The sequence below is a fragment of the Citrobacter sp. U14242 genome (assembly GCF_046555775.1).
Taxonomy (GTDB): Bacteria; Pseudomonadota; Gammaproteobacteria; order Enterobacterales; family Enterobacteriaceae; genus Citrobacter.
The window spans coordinates 192,622-215,772 of record NZ_JBKGLW010000008.1 but is presented as its reverse complement, the minus strand read 5'-3'; the positions used below and the strand labels follow the sequence as shown (position 1 = coordinate 215,772).

Genomic DNA, 23,151 nt, shown 5'->3' with positions numbered 1-23,151 from the left:
TCCAGGACTCAAAAATGAACGTTAAATCATTATGGAAGCTAATTTTGATATTAGCGATTCCCTGTATTATTGGTCTCATTCCTGCCCCGGCGGGGTTAAGTGAACTGGCATGGGTGCTTTTTGGTATTTATCTTGCTGCGATTGTCGGGCTGGTAATCAAACCGTTTCCTGAACCGGTAGTGTTATTGATTGCTGTTGCCGCCTCAATGGTGGTTGTCGGAAATTTAGGTGGCGGTGTACTTAAAACCAGTAGCGTGCTGAGCGGATACGCTTCCGGTACGACATGGCTGGTTTTCTCCGCGTTTACCTTAAGCGCAGCTTTTGTGACGACGGGACTGGGCAAACGCATTGCCTATATTCTGATCGGTAAAATAGGTAATACCACGCTTGGCCTGGGCTACGTGACCGTATTTCTTGATCTGGTCTTAGCCCCGGCAACACCGTCAAATACGGCGCGCGCGGGAGGCATTGTATTACCCATCATCAATAGCGTGGCGGTGGCGTTAGGCTCTGAGCCAGACAAGAGTCCACGCCGCGTCGGTCATTACCTGATGATGACGGTGTATATGGTCACTAAAACAACCAGCTATATGTTTTTTACTGCGATGGCAGGAAACATTCTGGCATTAAAGATGATCAACGATATCTGTCATTTGCAGCTGAGTTGGGGAGGATGGGCTCTTGCGGCTGCGCTGCCTGGATTGATCATGCTGCTGTTAACGCCATTAGTTATTTATTTTATGTATCCACCTGAAATTAAAAAGGTAGATAACAAGACCATCGCCAAAGCTGGGCTTCAGGATTTAGGACCAATGAAAGGGCGCGAAAAAATGCTGCTGGGCATTTTCGTCCTCGCGCTATTAGGATGGATCTTTAGTAAAACTCTCGGCATTGATGAATCTACGGTAGCGATTGTAGTAATGGGGATGATGCTCTTATTTGGCGTAGTTACCTGGGATGATGTGGTTAAAAATAAGGGCGGCTGGAATACCTTAATCTGGTACGGCGGTATTATCGGTTTGAGTTCACTCTTATCAAAAGTGAAGTTTTTTGACTGGTTAGCCGAACTGTTTAAAAATAACCTCGACTTTGGTAACCACGGGAACGTTGCGTTTTTTGTTATTCTCTTTTTGAGCATTATTGTTCGTTATTTCTTTGCCTCTGGCAGCGCCTATATTGTGGCAATGATGCCGGTATTTGCCATGTTGGCAAATGTATCCGGGGCGCCGCTGATGTTGACCGCATTGGCATTACTCTTTTCTAACTCTTACGGCGGTATGGTTACCCATTATGGCGGCGCTGCGGGACCGGTTATTTTTGGCGTTGGGTATAACGACATCAAATCGTGGTGGCTGGTTGGCGCAATGCTGACGTTCTTGACATTCATTGTCCATATTACGCTGGGTCTTTGGTGGTGGAATATGTTGATTGGCTGGAACATGCTCTAACTAAATTACATCGTTCATTGGTTGTCTGTGCTCTGGTTGGAGCAAATCAATGTGGAGTATCTAATGATTAAATTATATGAGAAAGGGATTTACCTCTCCGGTAATAATGAAATTATCGCTGAGGATGGGGTGTCTGAACCTATCTGTAAAGAAGAGGCAAAAAAAGGAACTATCACGTGGTCAATTCTCTCTGCGCATAATACGTCCGGTGACATGAATAAGCTAAAAATTAAGTTTGATTCATTAGCCTCACACGATATTACCTTTGTCGGGATTATTCAGACCGCTAAAGCATCAGGAATGGAGCGCTTTCCTTTACCGTACGTTCTGACGAACTGCCATAACTCATTATGCGCGGTAGGGGGAACCATTAACGGTGACGATCATATGTTTGGCCTGTCAGCGGCACAGCGTTACGGTGGAATCTTTGTGCCGCCACATATTGCTGTCATCCATCAGTACATGCGTGAAATGATGGCCGGGGGCGGCAAAATGATCCTCGGTTCAGACAGCCATACGCGGTACGGCGCATTAGGCTCGATGGCGGTGGGGGAAGGGGGCGGTGAGCTGGTCAAACAGCTGTTAAACGATACCTGGGATATCGATTATCCTGGCGTTGTGGCAGTTTATCTGACCGGAAAGCCTGTCGCGGGTGTAGGTCCCCAGGATGTGGCTTTAGCGATCATTGGTGCGGTATTTAAAAATGGCTACGTCAAAAATAAGGTCATGGAATTTGTCGGCCCTGGCATTCGGCATCTTTCAACGGATTTTCGCAACAGCGTTGATGTGATGACCACCGAAACCACCTGCCTAAGCTCCGTCTGGCAAACGGATGATGAAACTCGCAGTTGGCTGGCATTACACGGTCGCGAACAGGATTATCGCCCGCTCAACCCGCAACCGATGGCCTGGTACGATGGGTGTATTTATGTCGATCTGAGTGCGATTAATCCGATGATTGCGCTGCCATTCCATCCAAGTAATGTCTATGAGATTGCGACACTCAATGAAAATCTGACGGATATTCTCCGGGAGATTGAAATTGAATCTGCGCGAATCGCGCAAGGTAAAGCCAGCCTGTCATTGCTGGATAAAGTGAAGAACGGGCGCTTAAAAGTGCAGCAGGGGATCATTGCTGGATGCTCGGGGGGCAACTATGAAAATGTGATTGCTGCGGCACAGGCATTACGTGGTCAATCTTGTGGCAATGATGCTTTCTCGCTGGCAGTCTATCCCTCTTCACAACCGGTGTTTATGGATTTAGCGCAGAAAGGCGTCGTTGCGGATTTGCTGGGGGCGGGAGCCGTCATCAGAACCGCGTTCTGTGGCCCATGCTTTGGTGCGGGCGATACGCCAATCAACAATGGTCTTAGTATCCGCCATACCACGCGTAACTTCCCCAACCGCGAAGGCTCGAAACCGGGCAACGGGCAAATGTCCGCCGTTGCGCTGATGGATGCACGTTCGATAGCGGCAACAGCCGCCAACGGGGGATACCTCACTGCCGCGACGGAGTTGGACTGCTGGGATGCGGTACCTGACTATGTGTTTAATTCTGCGCCTTATAAGAGCCGCGTATACCAAGGGTTCGTCAAAGGGGCCACGCAACAGCCGCTCATTTACGGCCCGAATATTAAAGACTGGCCGGAACTGGGCACGTTAACGGAAAATATTCTGCTGAAAGTGGCCTCAAAAATCCTTGATGATGTGACAACGACGGATGAACTTATCCCGTCCGGAGAAACCTCTTCGTATCGTTCCAATCCTTTGGGGCTGGCGGAATTTACGCTTTCCCGACGCGATCCTGGTTATGTTGGCAGAAGCAAGGCGGTCGCTGAACGGGAAAAACAACGTCAGGCGGGTGACGTTAGCGAGCTGGTGTCCATTTTTGCACGCATCCAGCAGATTACCGGTCAGGAAAACGTGCAACCATTGGAGACTGAGATTGGCAGCATGATTTATGCTGTTAAGCCTGGAGATGGTTCTGCGCGCGAGCAGGCGGCAAGCTGTCAGCGTGTGATTGGTGGACTGGCAAATATCGCCGAGGAATATGCCACCAAGCGCTACCGTTCCAATGTCATTAACTGGGGGATGTTACCGCTACAAATGGCCGGAAAGCCGTCTTTCGAGGTGGGGGACTATCTCTATATTCCCGGTATTCGCCGTGCGCTGGATGAGTGCAGCCGCGAGATAAAAGCGTACGTTCTTCATGATGATGGCGCAGTGAGTGAAATCAGCTTGTATATGGAAAGCCTGACCGCCGAGGAGCGTGAAATTATTAAAGCGGGGAGTTTGATTAACTTTAATAAATCGCGTTTGGTGTAACGCCATAAAAAAGGTCGCCAGCTTAAATATGGCGACCTTTTTTACTCAAGGATTACTGCTTAGGTACGGCAACCACTTTGCTACCGATACCACGGTTGTTGTATTCCCACATGCGGTTAAAGTTGGTGTCATTCAGGTTACGTTGAATTTCACCTTTGTCATCTTCCGCACCGGTGTTCCCTGCAAACGGACGTTTTGAGATAACGCTGTCAGCCCAGGGTTTTGCCATGTTAAAGCCTTCATTGATCACACTGTCGCGAATAACAACCTGACCATTGGTGTTAGCATCGACATCCAGCGAACGGCCCAACTGCGCCACGCCATCGCCTGCTGCGGTAAAGCGGCTATTGGTGGCGAGGAAACCGTAGTAAATGTTCGACAGGGTTGCTGGCGCAAATACGTAGGCTTCCTGCTGGGTGCGGGAGTTTACTACGCGGAAATCGGTGTTATCGAACACGACAGCGCCGCGACCAGAAACCATATCCACATCACCTTCAATGTAGCTGTTAGTCACCAGCGTACGCGGCTGACGATCGTTTTCCAGACGGTTTTGTACGCCGCTATTGGTCACGAAGAAGGTGTTCTGACGTCCCAGAATGTTGACCTTGTCGATTTGCACTTTATCGCCATCGGTACGCAGCGCGACGGCCGGGTGGTTACCCGCATCAACGCTGTCACCGAGGTTATTTTCGATGGTCAGGTTCTGCAACTGCAGACCATTGTTTTGCGACCAGACAACCGCAGAACACATCACGCCGATGTTTGTGCCACGCTTATTCTGGCAATTATCATACATATACCACGCAGGTTTACCCGGCATATATTTACCGCCAGGGTTCACCGTACGACGCCAGTCTGCGGTGCTCATTTCGCCATCAATAGCCTGGCCAATTTTCACATCAAGCGGTTTTTCGCCCATACCGTAGAGCGTCAGGCTTCCTGTCGCCGCCGGGATATAGACCGTGCCCTGATACTCGCCAGGCATGATGGCGATGTACTGACGCTTATTGGTGCGTTTTATGATTGCCGCATCCACTGCCGCCTGAATACTGGTATGGGTAACGCCTTGAGTTCCTGCCGGGCCGACGACAAAGTCAGGCTGGGCGGGCAGAGAAATCGTGGAAGGACTCCATGGCGCAGTGTTTGGCGTCAGGGCAGAAAAATAGTGTGCAGCGACAAAACTTTTCGCTTCATTTGCCGACAGAATCGGGCGCATAGACGTTCCTGGCGCGGTCTGATCGGAAGGAATTTGATCGGGCGGTGTAGAGCTACAGGCTGTCAGCGTCACGCCAAAAGCCATTGCCAGCGCCAGACGGGAAACTGATGAAATGTTCACAGGTTGCTCCGGGCTTTGAAAGTTATCCATTGAAGCCTGCTTTTTTATACTAAGTTGAGCGAAACGGGAAGGCGAAAAGGTAAAAAGTTGTTTTTTATAGCAGCAATGTCGGGTGTAGAGAGTCCTTATATCACAATTAGATAACAATTTCGGTCCTTCAGGTTGACAACATCCACAGGATGCAAAATAAATGTCTATACAACCTATGACAAGTGGTGAGTCGAATGCAGCAATTTTTCCCTGATGATGTTATCTGGCGTAATGTCCGCCTGGCGACCATGGATCCTGAACGTGATACTTCGTATGGGCTGGTGGATGACCATGCGTTGATCGTCCGTCAGGGTAAGATTCGGGCCATTGTGCCTGAGTCGTCGTTATACCTTACACACGATAATACCCTTGATATGCAAGGACGGTTGATTACGCCGGGTCTGATTGATTGCCATACGCACCTGGTGTTTGGTGGTAATCGGGCAGGTGAATGGGAACAGCGGCTAAACGGCGTTTCATACCAACAGATCAGTGCTCAGGGGGGAGGGATCAATGCCACCGTTACGGCGACGCGCAGCGCCTCCGATGAGCAGCTCTTACAGCTGGCGCAGGGGCGAATGGAACGGTTGATCAAAGAAGGCGTTACGTTGCTGGAAATCAAATCGGGCTACGGCCTGGATTTGACGACAGAAGAGAAAATTTTACGCGTCGTGGCTGCGCTGGCGGCAGAAAACACCGTCGAAATAAGCCCAACGCTGTTAGCTGCACATGCCACACCGGCCCAGTATCGCGATGATCCCGATAGCTACATTACGCTGGTTTGCGAAACGATTTTGCCGCAGTTGTGGGAACAGGGATTGTTCGAAACCGTTGACCTGTTCTGTGAAACCGTGGGCTTTACGCTGGCGCAGAGCGAACGCGTATTTCAGGCCGCGCAGGCGTTGGGTATCCCGGTTAAAGGTCATGTCGAACAACTGTCATTACTGGGCGGGGCGCAACTGGTTAGCCGCTACCACGGATTATCAGCCGATCACATTGAATATCTGGATGAAGCGGGCGTAGCGGCGATGAGCCAAAACGGTACGGTTGGTGTGTTATTGCCCGGCGCTTTTTATTTCCTCAAAGAGAAGCAGCGTCCGCCAGTTGAGTTATTACGTCAGTATCAGGTTCCGATGGCGGTGGCGACTGACTACAACCCAGGCACCAGCCCGTTTATTAGCCTGCACTGGGCGATGAATATGGCCTGTGTACAGTTTGGCTTAACGCCGGAAGAGGCATGGGCAGGGGTCACGCGTCATGCTGCCCGCGCGCTGGGTCGTCACGCCACTCATGGACAACTGAAAGCCGGGTTTGTGGCCGACTTTGTGGTGTGGGACGCACAATTACCGGTCGAAATTCTCTATGAACCTGGTCGCAACCCAATCTATCAACGCGTATTCAGAGGGCAACCATCATGACTCACTGGCAACCCGCTTCTCCTGCGCTCTGGCAGGGGCGTGATGATCGCGCCGAGTCGCCGAATGCGCTGCGTCTGTTTCAGACCATTTCGCTTAGCCCGGCATTTACACCGGAAATGTACCGAGAGCAGATTGCGTTGCTCGGATTTGCCTGTGATGAAGGTGTAAAGCGCAATCAGGGGCGTATGGGGGCGGCTGGTGCGCCCGATGCGCTGCGTAAAGCTCTGGCCAATTTAGCCAGTCACGCGGGCCATCAACGGTTGGTGGATTTGGGAAACATTGTGGCCCAGGCTCCCGACCTTGAAGGTGCTCAGCAGGCGCTGCGCATAGCGGTGCAGCGTTGTCTGCGGGCGGATATGCGTACCTTCGTGTTGGGCGGGGGACACGAAACGGCATTTGCTCATGGTGCAGGGGTGTTGGATGCATTCCCGCAGGCCAAAGTGGGAATTGTTAATCTCGATGCGCACCTGGATCTACGCTACGCCGAACAACCCACATCCGGTACGCCGTTTCGTCAACTGGCGCACCTCTGTGAGCAACAGCAGCGTGAATTTCATTACGCCTGCGTGGGCGTCAGTCGGGCAGCGAATACCCAGGCGCTGTGGGATGAGGCGCAGCGGCTGGGGGTTACTGTGGTGGAAGATCTGCACTGTCATACGGCGCAGGCGCAGCTGGCGCAATTTGTTGCAAACATGGATGTCATCTATCTGACTATCGATCTTGACGTGTTACCGGTGTGGGAAATGCCGGCCGTATCCGCGCCTGCCGCGTTGGGTGTTCCGCTGGCGGCGTTGTTGGGGCTCATTGAACCCCTTTGTCGCAGCGGTAAATTACAGGCGGTGGATATGGTTGAGTTTAACCCGCGTTTTGATGATGATGGCAGGGCGGCGCGCGTTGCGGCGCGATTAGGTTGGCAAATTGCACACTGGTGGCACTGATATGCCTGAGGGTATGCGCTTATCAGGTCCAGGTTATACCTGTAAACTGCACTTATTAAAATTCTCAGCTTAAGGAAGGCTAACGAATGCACCGAACCCGCCCCCAAACTGCTCCGGCTCCTTTTTACGAAAAGGTCAAAATGGAGATCAGTGAGAAGATTTCCAGCGGTATCTGGCAACCTCACGATCGTATCCCATCGGAGGCGGAACTGGTGGCGCAGTATGGTTTTAGCCGTATGACGATCAACCGGGCGCTGCGTGAGCTAACGGATGAAGGATTACTGGTGCGTTTGCAAGGGGTGGGAACATTTGTCGCCGAACCTAAAGGTCAGTCCGCGCTGTTCGAAATTCGCAGCATCGCGGATGAAATTAATGCGCGCCAGCATCAGCATCGATGTGAGGTCCTGACGCTGGAAAGAACCCGGGCAAACGCGCAGCAGGCCACGGCATTAAACGTCAAAGAAGGTACCCCTATTTTTCACTCCGTCATGGTGCACTATGAGAATGAGCTGCCGGTGCAGATTGAAGATCGCTGCGTGAATGCGGAGATTGTGCCGGAGTATCTGTTGCAGGATTACAGCCAGACCACGCCGCATGCTTACCTGTCACTCATCGCCCCTTTGACGGAAGGGGAACATATTGTCGAAGCGGTACGCGCCAGCGCGGAAGAGTGTGCGCTGTTGCATATCAAAGAGCACGATCCCTGCCTGTTGATCCGCCGGAAGACCTGGTCGGCGTCTTCTATTGTCTCTCATGCCCGCTTACTTTTCCCAGGTTCCCGCTACCGTCTGCAGGGGCGTTTCATGTCCTGATGCAGGAGATGAAAACCGTGATTGCTGACGCAATATAATAAAAATGTATCTTAATTGTTAAATTCAACCTTGCGATAGCTTGTATAGACAAGTATATGTTACTTATCTGTCCGAACGTTCGCGAGGAGTGCTCTACCATGTCTCACAGCAAGTATCGTCAGCAGGATATTCGTGCCCCACGAGGCACTACCTTAACGGCCAAAAGCTGGCTGACCGAAGCGCCGCTGCGCATGTTAATGAACAATCTGGATCCTGATGTGGCAGAAAATCCGCATGAGTTGGTGGTGTACGGTGGGATTGGCCGTGCAGCGCGTGACTGGGAATGCTATGACGCCATCGTCAAGGCACTGACCCAACTGGAATCTGATGAAACCCTGCTGGTTCAGTCCGGGAAACCGGTCGGCGTGTTCAAAACTCATGACAATGCGCCACGCGTGTTGATTGCCAACTCCAACCTGGTGCCGCACTGGGCGACCTGGGAACACTTTAACGAGCTGGACGCCAAAGGTCTGGCGATGTATGGCCAGATGACGGCCGGGAGCTGGATCTACATCGGCAGTCAGGGCATCGTACAGGGCACTTATGAAACCTTCGTTGAGGCCGGACGTCAGCATTATCAGGGGAACCTGAGTGGACGCTGGGTTCTGACTGCCGGGCTGGGGGGCATGGGTGGCGCGCAGCCGCTCGCTGCAACGCTGGCGGGCGCGTGTTCTCTGAATATTGAATGCCAGCAAAGCCGCATTGATTTCCGTCTGCGTACCCGTTACGTGGATGAGCAGGCCACCTCACTGGACGACGCTTTGGCGCGTATCGACAAATACACCCGCGAGGGGAAAGCCGTTTCTATTGCGCTGTGTGCGAACGCGGCAGACATTGTGCCGGAACTGGTGAAGCGTGGCGTGCGCCCGGATATGGTTACTGACCAGACCAGCGCCCACGATCCGCTGCACGGTTACCTGCCGTCCGGCTGGCGCTGGGAAGAGTATCAGGCGAAAGCGGTGTCCGATCCACAGGGTACGGTACAGGCGGCAAAACGTTCAATGGCGACGCATGTTGAGGCGATGCTGGCGTTTAGCAAAATGGGCGTACCGACGTTTGATTACGGTAATAACATTCGCCAGATGGCCAAAGAGATGGGGGTGGAAAACGCCTTTGATTTCCCAGGGTTTGTGCCTGCTTATATTCGTCCGTTGTTCTGCCGTGGCATTGGCCCTTTCCGCTGGGTGGCGCTTTCCGGCGATCCGCAGGATATTTATAAGACCGATGCCAAAGTGAAAGAGATCGTGGCTGATGATAAGCATCTGCACCACTGGCTGGACATGGCACGTGAGCGGATTAACTTCCAGGGCTTACCGGCACGTATCTGTTGGGTTGGTCTGGAATGGCGACAAAAGCTGGGTCTGGCATTTAATGAGATGGTGCGCAGCGGTGAAGTCTCTGCACCTATCGTCATTGGTCGCGATCATCTGGATTCTGGCTCGGTTGCCAGCCCGAACCGCGAAACCGAAGCGATGCGCGACGGTTCTGACGCCGTATCCGACTGGCCGCTGCTGAATGCACTGCTTAATACCGCCAGCGGTGCGACCTGGGTATCACTGCACCACGGTGGTGGCGTTGGGATGGGGTTCTCCCAACACGCCGGAATGGTGATTGTTTGTGATGGTTCTGATGAAGCGGCTGCACGTATTGCCCGGGTATTGCATAACGATCCGGCGACAGGCGTCATGCGCCATGCCGATGCCGGGTATGACATTGCTGTGGAATGCGCCGTCGAAGAAGGGCTGAATTTGCCGATGATTGCCGCCACGCAGGGGAAACGCTGATATGAACACAATTACCTTAACGCCTGGCCACCTAAGCTTTGCGCAGTTGCGCGATATCTGGCAGCAGCCGGTTCAACTGAGACTCGATGCCAGTGCGATTGACGCAATTAATGCAAGCGTCGCCTGCGTCAATAGCATTGTCGCGGAAGGCCGCACGGCGTATGGCATTAATACCGGGTTTGGGCTGCTGGCTCAGACACGTATCGCGACTGACGATCTGCAAAATTTACAGCGTTCGCTGGTATTGTCTCATGCAGCAGGCGTAGGCGAAGCGTTAGATGATGCGATGGTGCGCCTGATTATGGTGCTGAAAATTAACAGCCTGGCGCGTGGTTTTTCCGGTATTCGCCTGAGCGTCATTGACGCGCTGATTGCGCTGGTCAACGCCGGGGTGTACCCGCTAATTCCGGCGAAAGGATCGGTGGGGGCATCGGGCGACCTGGCTCCGCTGGCGCATATGTCGCTGACGTTGCTGGGAGAAGGGAAGGCGCGCTGGCAGGGGGAATGGCTCCCGGCGACAGATGCGCTGAAGAAGGCCGGACTGGAGCCGATTACGCTGGAGGCGAAAGAAGGGCTGGCGCTGTTGAACGGCACCCAGGCGTCCACCGCCTTTGCATTACGTGGGTTGATTGAGGCGCAGGAGCTGTTTGCGTCTGCGACGGTGTGCGGGGCGCTCACCACTGAAGCGGTGCTGGGTTCTCGTCGTCCGTTTGATGCCCGTATTCATGCGGCACGAGGACAACGTGGGCAGATTGATGCCGCGTCTCTTTATCGTCATGTATTAACCGACTCCAGCGCGCTTTCGCAATCGCACCATAACTGTGAAAAAGTGCAGGATCCGTATTCTCTGCGCTGTCAGCCGCAGGTGATGGGCGCGTGTCTGACACAAATGCGCCAGGTGATGGAGGTGTTGCTGGTCGAAGCCAACGCCGTGTCGGACAACCCGCTGGTGTTTGCCGAAGAAGGTGATGTTATTTCCGGCGGCAACTTCCATGCGGAACCGGTAGCAATGGCAGCGGATAATCTGGCGCTGGCGATTGCCGAAATCGGGGCGTTATCCGAGCGGCGTATTGCGCTGATGATGGATAAACACATGTCGCAACTGCCGCCTTTCCTGGTGAAAAATGGCGGGGTTAACTCCGGCTTTATGATTGCCCAGGTAACCGCAGCTGCGCTGGCGAGCGAAAATAAAGCACTCGCGCACCCGCACAGCGTGGACAGTTTACCAACGTCAGCAAATCAGGAAGATCATGTCTCAATGGCACCTGCAGCAGGTCGTAGACTGTGGGAGATGGCGGCGAATACGCGTGGCGTGATTGCTGTGGAGTGGCTGGCGGCTTGTCAGGGGATCGATCTACGTGAAGGATTAACCTCAAGCCCGCTACTGGAGCAGGCGCGTCAGACGCTGCGTGAGCAGGTTTCACACTATACCCAGGACCGTTTTTTCGCCCCGGATATCGAGTGTGCGACCGAACTGCTGGCACAGGGAACCTTGCTGAAGCTGGTGCCCGAGTTTCTGTAAATAACGCCTTGCTTTGTCGGCCGGATAAGACGCATCGCGTCGCCATCCGGCACAGCACAGCTTAACTGAACATCGCGGTAATCGACGCGCTGGCGAGCGAATGAAAATGGACGTTAAATCCGACCATCGCTCCGCTGGCGCTCTCATCGACATCAATCCGTTCCACATCCAGCGCGTGAACCGTAAAGATATAGCGATGCGTTTCGCCTTTCGGTGGCGCCGCACCGCCATAGCCCGCTTTTCCGAAATCTGTTCGGGTTTGAATTACCCCATCCGGCAGTGCAACCAGTCCGGAGCCATACCCTTGTGGTAAAACCCGGGTATCTGCAGGCAGGTTAACCACCACCCAGTGCCACCAGCCGGAGCCGGTTGGCGCATCAGGATCGTAGCAGGTCACGACAAAGCTTTTGGTCCCGGCGGGTATATCGTCCCACGCCAGATGTGGGGAAATATTGTCCCCGTCATATCCCATGCCGTTAAAGACATGACGATGTGGTAGCTTTTCCCCATCGCGCAGATCGTTGCTGATTAATTTCATGCTGACTCCTCTCGTTAGCCAAAAAGTGTAGCCAGAAACCTCATAACTTACCGCTGATTATTCACTAAAAAATGTTTCATTGCGCACAGCATCGTTCACGGCCTTTGTCAGGCGACGCAGTTGATCTGGCTGGATAATGTACGGCGGCATCAGGTAGATGAGTTTGCCAAATGGCCGTATCCACACGCCTTGTTCAACAAAGAACTTCTGTAATGCGGCCATATTCACCGGACGCGTAGTTTCAATGACGCCAATGGCGCCAAGCACCCGCACGTCGGCGACATACGCGGAATCCGCCGCCGGTGCCAGTTCACGATGAAGCTGCGCTTCGATAGCTGCCACCTGTGAGCGCCACTCGCCCGATTCCAGCAGGGACAAACTGGCCGAGGCGACGGCGCAGGCCAGCGGATTACCCATAAAGGTCGGGCCGTGCATAAAGCAGCCAGCATCACCGTTGCTGATGGTTTCCGCCACCTGGCGCGTGGTGAGCGTTGCGGAAAGGGTCATCGTGCCGCCAGTTAACGCTTTGCCGAGGCACAGTATATCCGGCGTAATGCCGGCATGTTCACAGGCAAACAGCTTACCCGTGCGACCAAAACCGGTGGCGATTTCATCGGCAATCAACAGGATACCTTCACGGTCACACATCTTACGAATACGCTTCAGCCATTCGGGGTGATACATACGCATACCGCCTGCACCTTGCACAATCGGCTCGAGGATCACCGCCGCTATCTCGTGGCGATGTGCGGCCATCAGGCGGGCGAACGGTACCATATCCAGTTCATCCCACTCACCGTTCATGCGGCTCTGCGGGGCCGGGGCGAACAGGTTTTCCGGCAGATAACCCTTCCACAGGCTGTGCATTGAGTTGTCGGGATCGCAGACCGACATGGCGCCGAAGGTGTCACCGTGATAGCCATTACGAAACGTCAGGAAACGCTGGCGCGCTTCGCCTTTTGCCTGCCAGTATTGCAGCGCCATTTTCATTGCCACTTCGACGGCAACCGAACCTGAATCCGCGAGAAAAACGCACTCCAGCGCCTTGGGTGTCATGTCTACCAACTGACGACACAACGTAATGGCCGGGGCATGGGTAATACCGCCAAACATCACATGTGACATGGCATCAATCTGCGTTTTCATCGCGGCGTTCAACTGCGGGTGATTGTAGCCGTGGATCGCCGCCCACCAGGATGACATGCCATCAATCAGTCTTTCACCGCTGGCTAAAATCAGTTCGCAACCTTCGGCGCGTGCCACCGGGTAAACCGGCAAAGGGGAGGTCATAGAGGTGTAGGGATGCCAGATATGGCGTTGGTCAAAAGCAATATCGTCCGTTGTCATAATCGACTTGTAAACCAAATTAAAAAGATTTAGGTTTACGAGTCTACACGAAACTCACAATGAAACGTATATCAATATGGCCCACACTTCTCGCTGGACAATGTCGCAAGTCACCGAATTATTTGAAAAACCCCTGCTGGATCTGCTGTTTGAAGCGCAACAGGTGCACCGTCAGCATTTTGATCCGCGGCAGGTACAGGTGAGTACACTGCTGTCGATTAAAACCGGCGCCTGTCCGGAAGATTGCAAATACTGCCCGCAAAGTTCCCGCTATAAAACCGGTCTGGAAACCGAGCGTCTGATGGAAGTTGAGCAGGTTCTGGACTCTGCGCGTAAGGCGAAACAGGCCGGTTCAACGCGGTTTTGCATGGGGGCGGCGTGGAAGAATCCGCATGATCGCGATATGCCTTACCTGGAGCAGATGGTCCAGGGCGTAAAAGAACTGGGGCTGGAAACCTGTATGACGCTGGGTACGCTGGACGAAACGCAGGCGCAACGTCTGGCCAGCGCGGGTCTCGACTACTACAATCACAACCTCGATACCTCGCCGGAGTTCTACGGCAATATCATCACCACCCGTTCCTACCAGGAGCGACTTGATACGCTGGATAAAGTGCGTGAAGCGGGGATTAAAGTCTGCTCAGGTGGCATCGTCGGCTTAGGTGAAACGGTTACTGACCGTGCCGGTTTACTGTTGCAACTGGCGAACCTGCCCACGCCGCCGGAAAGCGTGCCCATCAACATGCTGGTGAAAGTAAAAGGCACGCCGCTGGCGGATAACGACGATGTGGATGCGTTTGATTTTATCCGCACCATCGCGGTGGCGCGTATCATGATGCCGACCTCGTACGTGCGCCTTTCCGCAGGACGCGAACAGATGAACGAACAGACCCAGGCAATGTGTTTTATGGCCGGGGCCAACTCGATTTTCTACGGCTGCAAACTGCTGACTACGCCGAATCCAAACGAAGATAAAGACCTGCTGCTGTTTCGCAAGCTGGGTCTGAATCCACAGCAAACGGCAGTGCTGGCGGGCGATAACGAACAGCAACAGCGCCTGGAACAGGCCCTGCGCACGCCGGATACCGACGACTACTACAACGCGGCCACCGTATGACCTGGCAGCAAAAAATTGACGATGCGCTGGCGGCGCGTCGTTCTGCCGATGCCTTGCGTCGGCGTTATGCAGTGACGCAGGGAGCCGGGCGCTGGCTGCAGGCCGACGGTCGTCAGTATCTGAATTTTTCCAGCAATGATTACCTTGGGCTAAGTCACCATCCGCAAATTGTGTGCGCGTGGCAGCAGGGGGCGGAACGGTTTGGCGTCGGCAGCGGCGGCTCTGGTCACGTCAGCGGTTATTCCATTGCGCATCAGGCGCTGGAAGAGGAGTTAGCGCAATGGCTGGGTTATTCACGCGCATTGCTGTTCATCTCCGGCTTTGCTGCCAACCAGGCGGTGATCACCGCGTTGATGGGCAAAGATGACCGGATTGTCGCCGACCGCCTCAGCCACGCTTCGTTGCTGGAAGCGGCCAGCCTGAGTCCCGCCGCGTTACGCCGTTTTCCCCATAACGACCCGCAACATCTGGCTCGTCTGCTGTCTGCCCCCTGTCCGGGACAACAGTTGGTGGTGACCGAAGGCGTGTTCAGCATGGATGGCGATAGCGCGCCGCTGGCGGATATCCATGCCGCAGCGCAACGCCAGGGGGCCTGGTTGCTGGTGGATGATGCGCACGGTATTGGTGTCACTGGTGAAGAAGGCCGCGGATCGTGCTGGCAACAGCAGGTTAAGCCCGAGTTGCTGGTGGTGACGTTCGGAAAAGGATTTGGCGTCAGCGGTGCGGCAATACTGTGTTCTGACAGTGTGGCTGACTATCTGCTGCAGTTTGCCCGTCATCTGATCTACAGCACCAGTATGCCTCCGGCGCAGGCGCAGGCCTTACGTGCTGCGCTGGCGGTGATCCGCAGTCGTGAGGGCGATGAACGCCGGGAAAAACTGGCGATGTTGATCCAACGTTTTCGTGCCGGCCTGGACATTCCGGATTTCACGCTGGCAAATTCGGACAGTGCCATCCAGCCATTGATCGTGGGCGATAATCATAAAGCGCTGCAACTGGCGGAAGCTTTACGCGCTCAAGGTTGTTGGGTGACAGCTATCCGGCCTCCTACGGTACCGGTCGGCACCGCCAGATTACGGCTGACGCTGACGCAGGCTCATGAATGCCAGGATATCGACCGTTTACTGGAGGTGCTGCATGGCACAGGTCAATAAACAGGCCATTGCTGCCGCCTTTGGGCGCGCCGCTTCCCATTATGAACAACATGCCGGGCTACAGTGCCAAAGCGCCGATGCCTTGCTGACGCTGCTTGGCGAACGGGATTTCCCACGGGTACTGGATGCGGGGTGCGGCCCTGGGCGCATGAGTCGCTACTGGCGTGAGCAGGGAAGCGAAGTCAGCGCACTGGATCTTTCTGAACAAATGCTGGCAGAGGCACAGCGGCAAAATGCCGCCCACCACTATCTGCTGGCGGATATTGAAGCCATCCCACAAAACGCCGCCACTTTTGACCTGGCATGGAGCAATCTGGCGGTTCAGTGGTGTGATAATTTACGCGGGGCGTTAAACGAGCTTTGCCGGGTTGTGCGCCCCGGAGGCACGGTGGCATTTAGTACGCTGGCGCACGGCTCGATGCCGGAATTACGCCGGGCGTGGCAGGCGGTGGATGACCGGGAGCACATCAACCGTTTCTTGCCCGTGGAGCAACTTGAAAAGGCTCTGCATGGCTGGGACGTCGAGTATCAGCTTCATACGGTGACACTGTGGTTTGACGACGCATTGAGCGCCATGCGCTCGCTCAAAGGGATCGGTGCGACGCATCTCCATGATGGACGCGAGCAGCGCGTGCTGACTCGCTCACAGCTGCACCAGCTTCAGTTAGCCTGGCCCCAGCAGCAGGGGAAATACCCGCTGACGTATCATCTTTTTTTGGGAGTGATTCAACGTGACTAAAACGTATTTTGTCACCGGGACCGACACCGAAGTCGGTAAAACCATCGCCAGCTGTGCGCTGCTGCAGGCTGCTGGGAAACTGGGCTATCGGACCATTGGCTATAAGCCGGTTGCGTCGGGCAGTGAAATGACGGTGGACGGTTTGCGTAACAGCGATGCCCTGGCGTTGCAACGTAACAGCACGCTGGCACTGGACTATGCGGCAATCAATCCCTATACCTTTGCCGAACCCACGTCACCGCATATCATCAGCGCTGATGAAGGGCGACCGATTCTGGCTTCAGTGATGTCTGCTGGTTTACAGGCACTGCAAATGCAAGCCGACTGGGTGCTGGTGGAAGGCGCTGGCGGCTGGTTTACGCCGCTTTCACCCACGCTGAGTTTTTCTGACTGGGTACAAACAGAACAACTTCCGGTGATTCTGGTGGTTGGCGTCAAGCTTGGCTGTATCAACCATGCCATTCTGACTGCGCAAGCGGTACAACAGGCGGGGGTGACGCTGGCGGGGTGGGTTGCCAATGATGTGGCTCCACCAGGGAAACGCCATGCTGAATATATGGCAACGCTGAAGCGCGCGATTCCGGCCCAGCTGCTGGGGGAAATTCCCTGGCTGGAAGACGAGCCAGAACGCGCAACGACAGGTCACTATCTCGACCTTAGCGTTTTGCCTCTGGTGCCATCCAGTCGTTAAGAAACGGGTCGTTGAGCTGCGCCAGTTGTCCCTGGGCCACATTGCGTCCGCGATGTAACAGGCAATAGCAATCCGCGACCCGACGAATAAACGGCAGGCTTTGTTCTGCGAGCATAATGGCGATACCCAACTCCTGGCTCAGGCGCACGATCAGATTGCCCAATTTGTGAACATACGCCTGGCCCGTGCCTCGCGTAGGCTCATCGAGGATCAGCAGGCGTGGGCGTGTAACCAGTGCGCTGGCGAGCGCGAGCTGGTGCTGATCATCCTCTGATAAGACCCCCCCTTTGGTCTGACGCAGACTGTACAACTGTGGGAAGAGGCGGTATATATCGCTGCCGGTCATCGCCGCGTTTTCCCCGATCGCTTTACGCGCAATATGCAGGTTTTCCTCGACGGTCAACTGCGAAAAAATACGCCGTTCTTGTGAGACATAGCGAATACCCAGGGCGATACGGTTGACCATTGCCATTGGCCGCAGATCGCACGGTGGTGCCCCAGCCTGATACCAGACCATCGTACCGCTTTCAATCGGCAAATTGCCGATGATGCAATTGGCAAGCGTTGTTTTCCCCATCCCCGGAAGTCCCAGCACACCGGTACACTTGCCGGGTTGCAGGTCGAGATCCACATCCCATAGCGTGTGCTGGTTACCGTAATAGTGATTCACCGCACGAAGACTCAACATAGGTTTTCTCCATCATGATGTTATCCGCCCGACAGGCCGGGGAGCAGAAGAAAATTGCAAATCTCTTGCCAGAAAAGGGAACTACACGAAAAACAGCGGGATAGCGTGATCTACCGGCAGCGATGTCTGGCTTTTAACGACCTGACTTGATTTTGTGCACATTGCCAGTGCCTGGTCGCGTCGGGATGGTGCAGGCAGGTAAATGGTGAAAATGCGAGCAAGATCTCGGCTGCGTCCAGGGCTGCGTTAGCTGATAAATATAAAAAAATGGCGATAATTGTTTTTTATCCCACCCGAAAAGAGCAAGTCGGTGTTTTTGCCAGGCGGCAGTCAGCACGGGCTGGAGGCAGTTATCCACTATTCCTGTGGATAACCTTGTGTATTAGAGTTAGAAAACACAATGTAAGCGAGAGAAGACGCGGCCTGCGACTAAATTGATGCGAAAGACGGCTCGAGAGAATAGTTATTGAAATTCAGAATGTTAGATAAAAGCAATGGCTGTCGCAGAAGCGTCATGCGTTGCCATAAAACTTTCATCTGCCGTCTTGACAAATGTTAAAAAAGTCATTGGTTTGGGGATAACACATTTTTACTGGTGTTTTATCTCGCCAGTGCCAAAATTTTAGCCTGCTATGACGGGCTTTCTGATGGCGTAACAGAAATAATCTGGCGCGTTACTGTTTTTTCATCCAGTATATTTTACTGGCAAAATATACTGCTGCGAGTAAAATTACACACCTGCCCGCCCATTGCTTCAGGTAACTGCCCATGAGTAAACCGTTCAAACTGAATTCCGCTTTTAAACCCTCTGGCGATCAGCCTGAGGCGATTCGTCGCCTGGAAGAAGGGCTGGAGGATGGTCTGGCGCATCAGACGCTGCTCGGGGTGACGGGGTCGGGGAAGACATTCACTATCGCCAATGTGATTGCGGACTTACAGCGTCCGACTATGGTGCTGGCCCCTAACAAGACCCTCGCAGCCCAGTTGTATGGCGAGATGAAAGAGTTTTTCCCGGATAACGCAGTGGAATATTTCGTCTCCTACTACGACTATTATCAGCCGGAAGCTTATGTCCCGAGCTCTGATACGTTTATCGAGAAAGATGCGTCGGTAAACGAACACATTGAACAGATGCGTTTGTCGGCGACCAAAGCTCTGCTTGAACGGCGGGATGTGGTGGTGGTGGCCTCGGTTTCCGCGATCTATGGTCTGGGCGATCCGGATCTGTATCTGAAGATGATGTTGCACCTGACGGTGGGGATGATTATCGACCAGCGCGCGATCCTGCGTCGGCTTGCTGAGCTGCAATACACGCGTAACGATCAGGCATTCCAGCGCGGGACGTTCCGCGTGCGTGGTGAGGTGATCGACATCTTTCCAGCCGAATCTGACGATATTGCACTGCGCGTCGAGTTGTTTGATGAAGAAGTTGAGCGCTTGTCGCTGTTCGACCCGCTAACCGGGCAGGTTGAATCCACTATTTCGCGCTTCACCATTTACCCGAAAACCCACTACGTGACGCCGCGCGAACGTATTGTGCAGGCAATGGAAGAAATTAAAGTTGAGCTGGCGGACCGCCGCAAAATCCTGCTGGCGAACAACAAGCTGGTGGAAGAACAGCGTTTAAGCCAGCGTACGCAGTTCGATCTGGAAATGATGAACGAGCTGGGTTACTGCTCGGGTATTGAAAACTATTCACGCTATCTGTCCGGACGCGGTCCGGGCGAGCCGCCGCCGACGCTGTTTGATTACCTGCCTGCCGATGGTCTGTTGGTGGTGGATGAATCCCACGTAACGATTCCGCAAATTGGTGGGATGTACCGCGGCGACCGGGCACGAAAAGAGACGCTGGTTGAATATGGATTCCGTCTGCCGTCGGCGCTGGATAACCGTCCGCTGAAGTTTGAAGAGTTCGAGGCGCTGGCACCGCAAACCATTTATGTTTCAGCGACACCGGGCAATTATGAGCTGGAGAAATCCGGTGATGACGTGGTCGATCAGGTGGTGCGACCAACCGGGCTGCTGGATCCGGTAATTGAAGTTCGTCCGGTCGCGACGCAGGTTGATGACCTGCTGTCTGAGATCCGCACTCGCGCGGCGATTAACGAACGCGTGCTGGTGACGACACTCACGAAACGGATGGCGGAGGACCTCACCGAATATCTCGAAGAACACGGCGAGCGGGTGCGCTATTTGCACTCCGACATTGATACCGTGGAACGCATGGAAATCATTCGTGATTTGCGCCTGGGCGAGTTTGACGTGCTGGTGGGTATCAACCTGTTACGAGAAGGCCTGGACATGCCAGAGGTCTCTCTGGTGGCGATTCTGGATGCGGACAAAGAAGGGTTCCTGCGTTCGGAACGATCGCTTATCCAGACCATCGGTCGAGCGGCACGTAACATCAACGGTAAAGCGATTCTCTACGGCGATAAAATTACCGCATCGATGGCGAAGGCCATTGGTGAGACCGAACGTCGTCGCGAGAAGCAGCAACTGTATAACGAAGAGCACGGTATTACGCCACAGGGGCTGAACAAGAAAGTCGTTGATATTCTGGCGTTGGGTCAGAATATTGCGAAGACCAAAGCGAAAGGCAAAGGGAAGTCGCGTGCCGGGGCGAAATCCGAGGTTGTTGAGCTGGATATGACGCCGAAAGCGCTGCAGCAGAAGATTCACGAGTTAGAAGGTCAGATGATGCAGCATGCGCAGAACCTTGAGTTCGAAGAGGCCGCCCAGATCCGTGACCAGTTGCATCAGTTGCGTGAGTTGTTTATCGCGGCATCGTAAGCGTGTTCCGGATGCGGGATGAATCCCTTATCCGGCCTATAAGCGCACCAGGCTGTGTTTGGTGCCGCAGAGCGTTTTGTATGCCTGATAAGCGCAGCGCATCAGGCAAATACGTTCAACCTAACGCCTGCACCGCTTTCTCCAGCGCGCTATGCAGCAACTGACGGTCATGACGATAGGGGATATCGCTGGCTTCCAGTTCATCCTGAATCACAATGCGGTCGGTCACGGCCGAAACATCGACTTTTGGCCCTACAATCACCGCATCAATCACCTTCTTACCAACATATTGCTCAATGATAGCCAGCTTATCGGCAAGCGTCAGGCTGGCGGCAGGCAGGCTGAGTTCACGTCCCAGATTGCCGATATAAACCATTGGAGCCGGCGTACGACGCAAGGCCTGCGCCAGTTCGTCAAGCAGCAGTAGCGGCATCAGGCTGGTATAAAAACTCCCCGGTCCTATCAGGATCAGATCCGCTTCTGCGATGGTTTCAATTGCCTCTCGCGTAGCGGGAACTTTAGGTGAGAGCATTAATTCTTGTGGCAGGGTAGTGAGCTGGTCGATATTTACTTCGCCATACACTTCATGTCCCTGATCGTCCAGCGCCATCAGGTCCACCGGCAGTTCTGACATGGGAATTAAATGCGCATCAACTTTTAGCAGGCTGCGAATTAAATTGATGGCTTCCAGAGGCCGCACGCTGAGGTGATCGAGCGCCTTTAACATCAGATTTCCGAGGTTATGGCCGGAAAGCTCGCCATTACCGCCAAAACGGTACTCAAACATCGCCGATGCGACGCTGGGTTGGGTAATTAACTGGTTGAGGCAGTTCCGCATGTCTCCCCAGGCAATACCGCCTTCTGAACGGCGAATTCGCCCTGTGGAACCACCGTTATCGGTGGTCGTGACGATGCCCGTCAGGCGTGAGCCTAAAGAGGAAAGTGACGACAGAACGCGTCCTAATCCATGCCCTCCGCCGAGAGCGACAACGCGATCCAGATCTGCCAGCGTACGAGTGCGCATAGTTATTCCTGATATCAATTGATCGGCGTTACAATAACGTAAATAGCGTATTTTCAGCAATTATCCAGTCGTCATCGCAGAAAATAATTTTCTGCGATCTACCACTTTCTGACGACATCCACCTGATAGCAAGATGATGTATATCAATGCAAAACCATGGTTTTTGCTTATTCTGTAGCGAAATTGCACGATCATGTCGCTATATATATGTTTATACAGCGAAAGTGTACATGGCAAAAGTGTCATTTACACGCTAGTATCGGCATAACCACAATGTACTCAAAGCATGACGAGTATAAACACTCTAGCCTCTGCACCTGGGTCAAATGATACGGTGCTTTGGCCGTGACGATACGTGAATACGATTGTCACCAGGGCGCAGGAAGAAATGACTTCGCCTCCCGTATTTGGAAAGGTGTACATGGGCTCTCAACTTACCGATGCATTCGCGCGTAAGTTTTACTACTTGCGTTTGTCGATTACCGATGTGTGTAACTTTCGTTGCACCTACTGTCTGCCAGATGGCTATAAGCCTGGTGGCGTGACTAATAACGGCTTTCTGACCGTTGATGAAATTCGCCGCGTCACACGTGCGTTCGCCAGTCTGGGAACGGAAAAGGTGCGTCTGACAGGTGGCGAACCGTCACTGCGTCGCGATTTTACCGACATTATTGCTGCTGTACGTGAAAACGACGCTATCCGTCAGATTGCGGTAACCACCAATGGTTATCGTCTGGCGCGCGATGCTGCTGCATGGCGCGATGCCGGGCTGACGGCACTCAACGTCAGCGTCGACAGTCTCGATGCACGTCAGTTTCACGCTATTACCGGGCAGGATAAGTTTCAGCAGGTGATGGCGGGGATTGACGCCGCCTTCGATGCCGGTTTTGAAAAAGTGAAAGTCAACACCGTGTTGATGCGCGATGTAAACCATCATCAACTGGATACCTTCCTGGCCTGGGTTCAACCGCGGCCGATTCAGCTACGTTTTATTGAACTGATGGAAACGGGTGAGGGCAGCTCTCTCTTTCGCAAACACCATATCTCCGGGCAGGTACTGCGCGATGAACTGCTTAAGCGCGGCTGGATCCACCAGTTACGCCAGCGCAGCGACGGTCCGGCTCAGGTTTTCTGTCATCCTGATTATGCCGGTGAAATTGGTCTTATCATGCCTTATGAGAAAGACTTCTGCGCCACCTGCAATCGCCTGCGTGTTTCATCCGTCGGCAAACTTCATCTGTGTTTATTTGGTGAAGGCGGGGTGAACTTGCGTGATTTGCTGACAGACGACGCCCAGCAGTCTGCGCTTGAAGAACGTATCTCTGCCGCGTTGCTGGAGAAAAAGCAGACCCATTTCCTGCATCAGAATAATACCGGTATTACGCAAAACTTATCTTACATTGGCGGCTGA

18 protein-coding genes and 1 riboswitch are annotated in these 23,151 nt (G+C 53.7%); of the genes, 13 read left to right on the top strand and 5 right to left on the bottom strand.

The genetic code is table 11. The annotated features are described in order from the left end of the window. The first annotated feature begins 14 nt into the window (after positions 1–14). Positions 15–1,448 carry an anion permease gene (locus ACLJXE_RS15115; RefSeq protein ID WP_410751307.1) on the top strand — a complete coding sequence of 478 codons (1,434 nt, stop codon included), beginning with the start codon at positions 15–17 and terminating at the stop codon, positions 1,446–1,448. Between the two features lie 63 nt (positions 1,449–1,511). After that, positions 1,512–3,773, top strand: coding sequence for a hydratase (locus ACLJXE_RS15110; protein ID WP_410751306.1), 2,262 nt, complete (start codon positions 1,512–1,514; stop codon positions 3,771–3,773). 52 nt (positions 3,774–3,825) lie between these two features. Here ACLJXE_RS15110 and ACLJXE_RS15105 read toward each other — a convergent pair whose 3' ends face one another. Next, positions 3,826–5,109 carry a putative acyl-CoA thioester hydrolase gene (locus tag ACLJXE_RS15105; RefSeq protein WP_410751305.1) on the bottom strand — a complete coding sequence of 428 codons (1,284 nt, stop codon included), beginning with the start codon at positions 5,107–5,109 and terminating at the stop codon, positions 3,826–3,828. Positions 5,110–5,333: 224 nt separating this feature from the next. Here ACLJXE_RS15105 and hutI point away from each other — a divergent pair, with 224 nt between their 5' ends. The 5 genes from hutI to hutH all read left to right on the top strand — a co-directional run bounded on the left by hutI (position 5,334) and on the right by hutH (position 11,652). Next, complete coding sequence (gene hutI, locus ACLJXE_RS15100; RefSeq protein WP_410751304.1) at positions 5,334–6,557, top strand: imidazolonepropionase; 1,224 nt, start codon at positions 5,334–5,336, stop codon at positions 6,555–6,557. Then, complete coding sequence (gene hutG / locus ACLJXE_RS15095; protein WP_410751303.1) at positions 6,554–7,495, top strand: formimidoylglutamase; 942 nt, start codon at positions 6,554–6,556, stop codon at positions 7,493–7,495. The genes hutI and hutG overlap by 4 nt, the downstream gene beginning before the upstream one ends. An 86-nt stretch (positions 7,496–7,581) precedes the next feature. Then, entirely contained in the window at positions 7,582–8,307 is a 726-nt protein-coding gene (locus ACLJXE_RS15090) for a histidine utilization repressor (RefSeq protein WP_286628306.1), read from the top strand. Positions 8,308–8,444: 137 nt separating this feature from the next. Beyond that, complete coding sequence (gene hutU, locus ACLJXE_RS15085) at positions 8,445–10,130, top strand: urocanate hydratase (RefSeq protein ID WP_410751302.1); 1,686 nt, start codon at positions 8,445–8,447, stop codon at positions 10,128–10,130. Position 10,131: 1 nt separating this feature from the next. After that, on the top strand, positions 10,132–11,652 hold the full coding sequence (hutH, locus tag ACLJXE_RS15080) for a histidine ammonia-lyase (protein WP_410751301.1): 1,521 nt from the start codon (positions 10,132–10,134) through the stop codon (positions 11,650–11,652). Positions 11,653–11,713: 61 nt separating this feature from the next. Here the strand turns inward: hutH and ACLJXE_RS15075 are convergent, their stop codons facing one another. Further along, positions 11,714–12,190, bottom strand: coding sequence for a kinase inhibitor (locus ACLJXE_RS15075; protein WP_410751300.1), 477 nt, complete (start codon positions 12,188–12,190; stop codon positions 11,714–11,716). A gap of 57 nt (positions 12,191–12,247) precedes the next feature. Next, entirely contained in the window at positions 12,248–13,537 is a 1,290-nt protein-coding gene (gene bioA, locus ACLJXE_RS15070; protein ID WP_410751299.1) for an adenosylmethionine--8-amino-7-oxononanoate transaminase, read from the bottom strand. Positions 13,538–13,613: 76 nt separating this feature from the next. Between bioA and bioB the strand changes: the two genes are divergently transcribed. The 4 genes from bioB to bioD are packed head-to-tail and all read left to right on the top strand — an operon-like array spanning position 13,614 to position 17,238. After that, positions 13,614–14,654 carry a biotin synthase BioB gene (gene bioB / locus ACLJXE_RS15065; protein WP_410751298.1) on the top strand — a complete coding sequence of 347 codons (1,041 nt, stop codon included), beginning with the start codon at positions 13,614–13,616 and terminating at the stop codon, positions 14,652–14,654. After that, the gene (gene bioF / locus ACLJXE_RS15060; RefSeq protein ID WP_410751297.1) at positions 14,651–15,808 is read left to right on the top strand and encodes an 8-amino-7-oxononanoate synthase; all 1,158 of its coding nucleotides are present in this window, start codon (positions 14,651–14,653) and stop codon (positions 15,806–15,808) included. Before bioB ends, bioF begins: the two co-directional genes overlap by 4 nt. Beyond that, positions 15,792–16,547, top strand: a complete 756-nt coding sequence (bioC, locus tag ACLJXE_RS15055) for a malonyl-ACP O-methyltransferase BioC (protein ID WP_410751296.1) — start codon at positions 15,792–15,794, stop codon at positions 16,545–16,547. Before bioF ends, bioC begins: the two co-directional genes overlap by 17 nt. Next, positions 16,540–17,238, top strand: coding sequence for a dethiobiotin synthase (gene bioD / locus ACLJXE_RS15050; RefSeq protein ID WP_410751295.1), 699 nt, complete (start codon positions 16,540–16,542; stop codon positions 17,236–17,238). The genes bioC and bioD overlap by 8 nt, the downstream gene beginning before the upstream one ends. Here bioD and ACLJXE_RS15045 read toward each other — a convergent pair. Further along, complete coding sequence (locus ACLJXE_RS15045) at positions 17,204–17,926, bottom strand: ABC transporter ATP-binding protein (RefSeq protein WP_410751294.1); 723 nt, start codon at positions 17,924–17,926, stop codon at positions 17,204–17,206. The genes bioD and ACLJXE_RS15045 overlap by 35 nt on opposite strands. A gap of 768 nt (positions 17,927–18,694) precedes the next feature. On the opposite strand from ACLJXE_RS15045, the gene uvrB reads away from it, so the two are divergent. Continuing rightward, on the top strand, positions 18,695–20,716 hold the full coding sequence (uvrB, locus tag ACLJXE_RS15040; protein WP_286628297.1) for an excinuclease ABC subunit UvrB: 2,022 nt from the start codon (positions 18,695–18,697) through the stop codon (positions 20,714–20,716). A gap of 115 nt (positions 20,717–20,831) precedes the next feature. Here the strand turns inward: uvrB and yvcK are convergent, their stop codons facing one another. After that, the gene (gene yvcK / locus ACLJXE_RS15035) at positions 20,832–21,740 is read right to left on the bottom strand and encodes a uridine diphosphate-N-acetylglucosamine-binding protein YvcK (protein WP_286628296.1); all 909 of its coding nucleotides are present in this window, start codon (positions 21,738–21,740) and stop codon (positions 20,832–20,834) included. Between the two features lie 288 nt (positions 21,741–22,028). Then, a riboswitch (molybdenum cofactor riboswitch) is annotated at positions 22,029–22,174 on the top strand. On the opposite strand from yvcK, the gene moaA reads away from it, so the two are divergent. Continuing rightward, the gene (gene moaA, locus ACLJXE_RS15030; RefSeq protein WP_286628295.1) at positions 22,162–23,151 is read left to right on the top strand and encodes a GTP 3',8-cyclase MoaA; all 990 of its coding nucleotides are present in this window, start codon (positions 22,162–22,164) and stop codon (positions 23,149–23,151) included. (Overlaps the previous riboswitch by 13 nt.)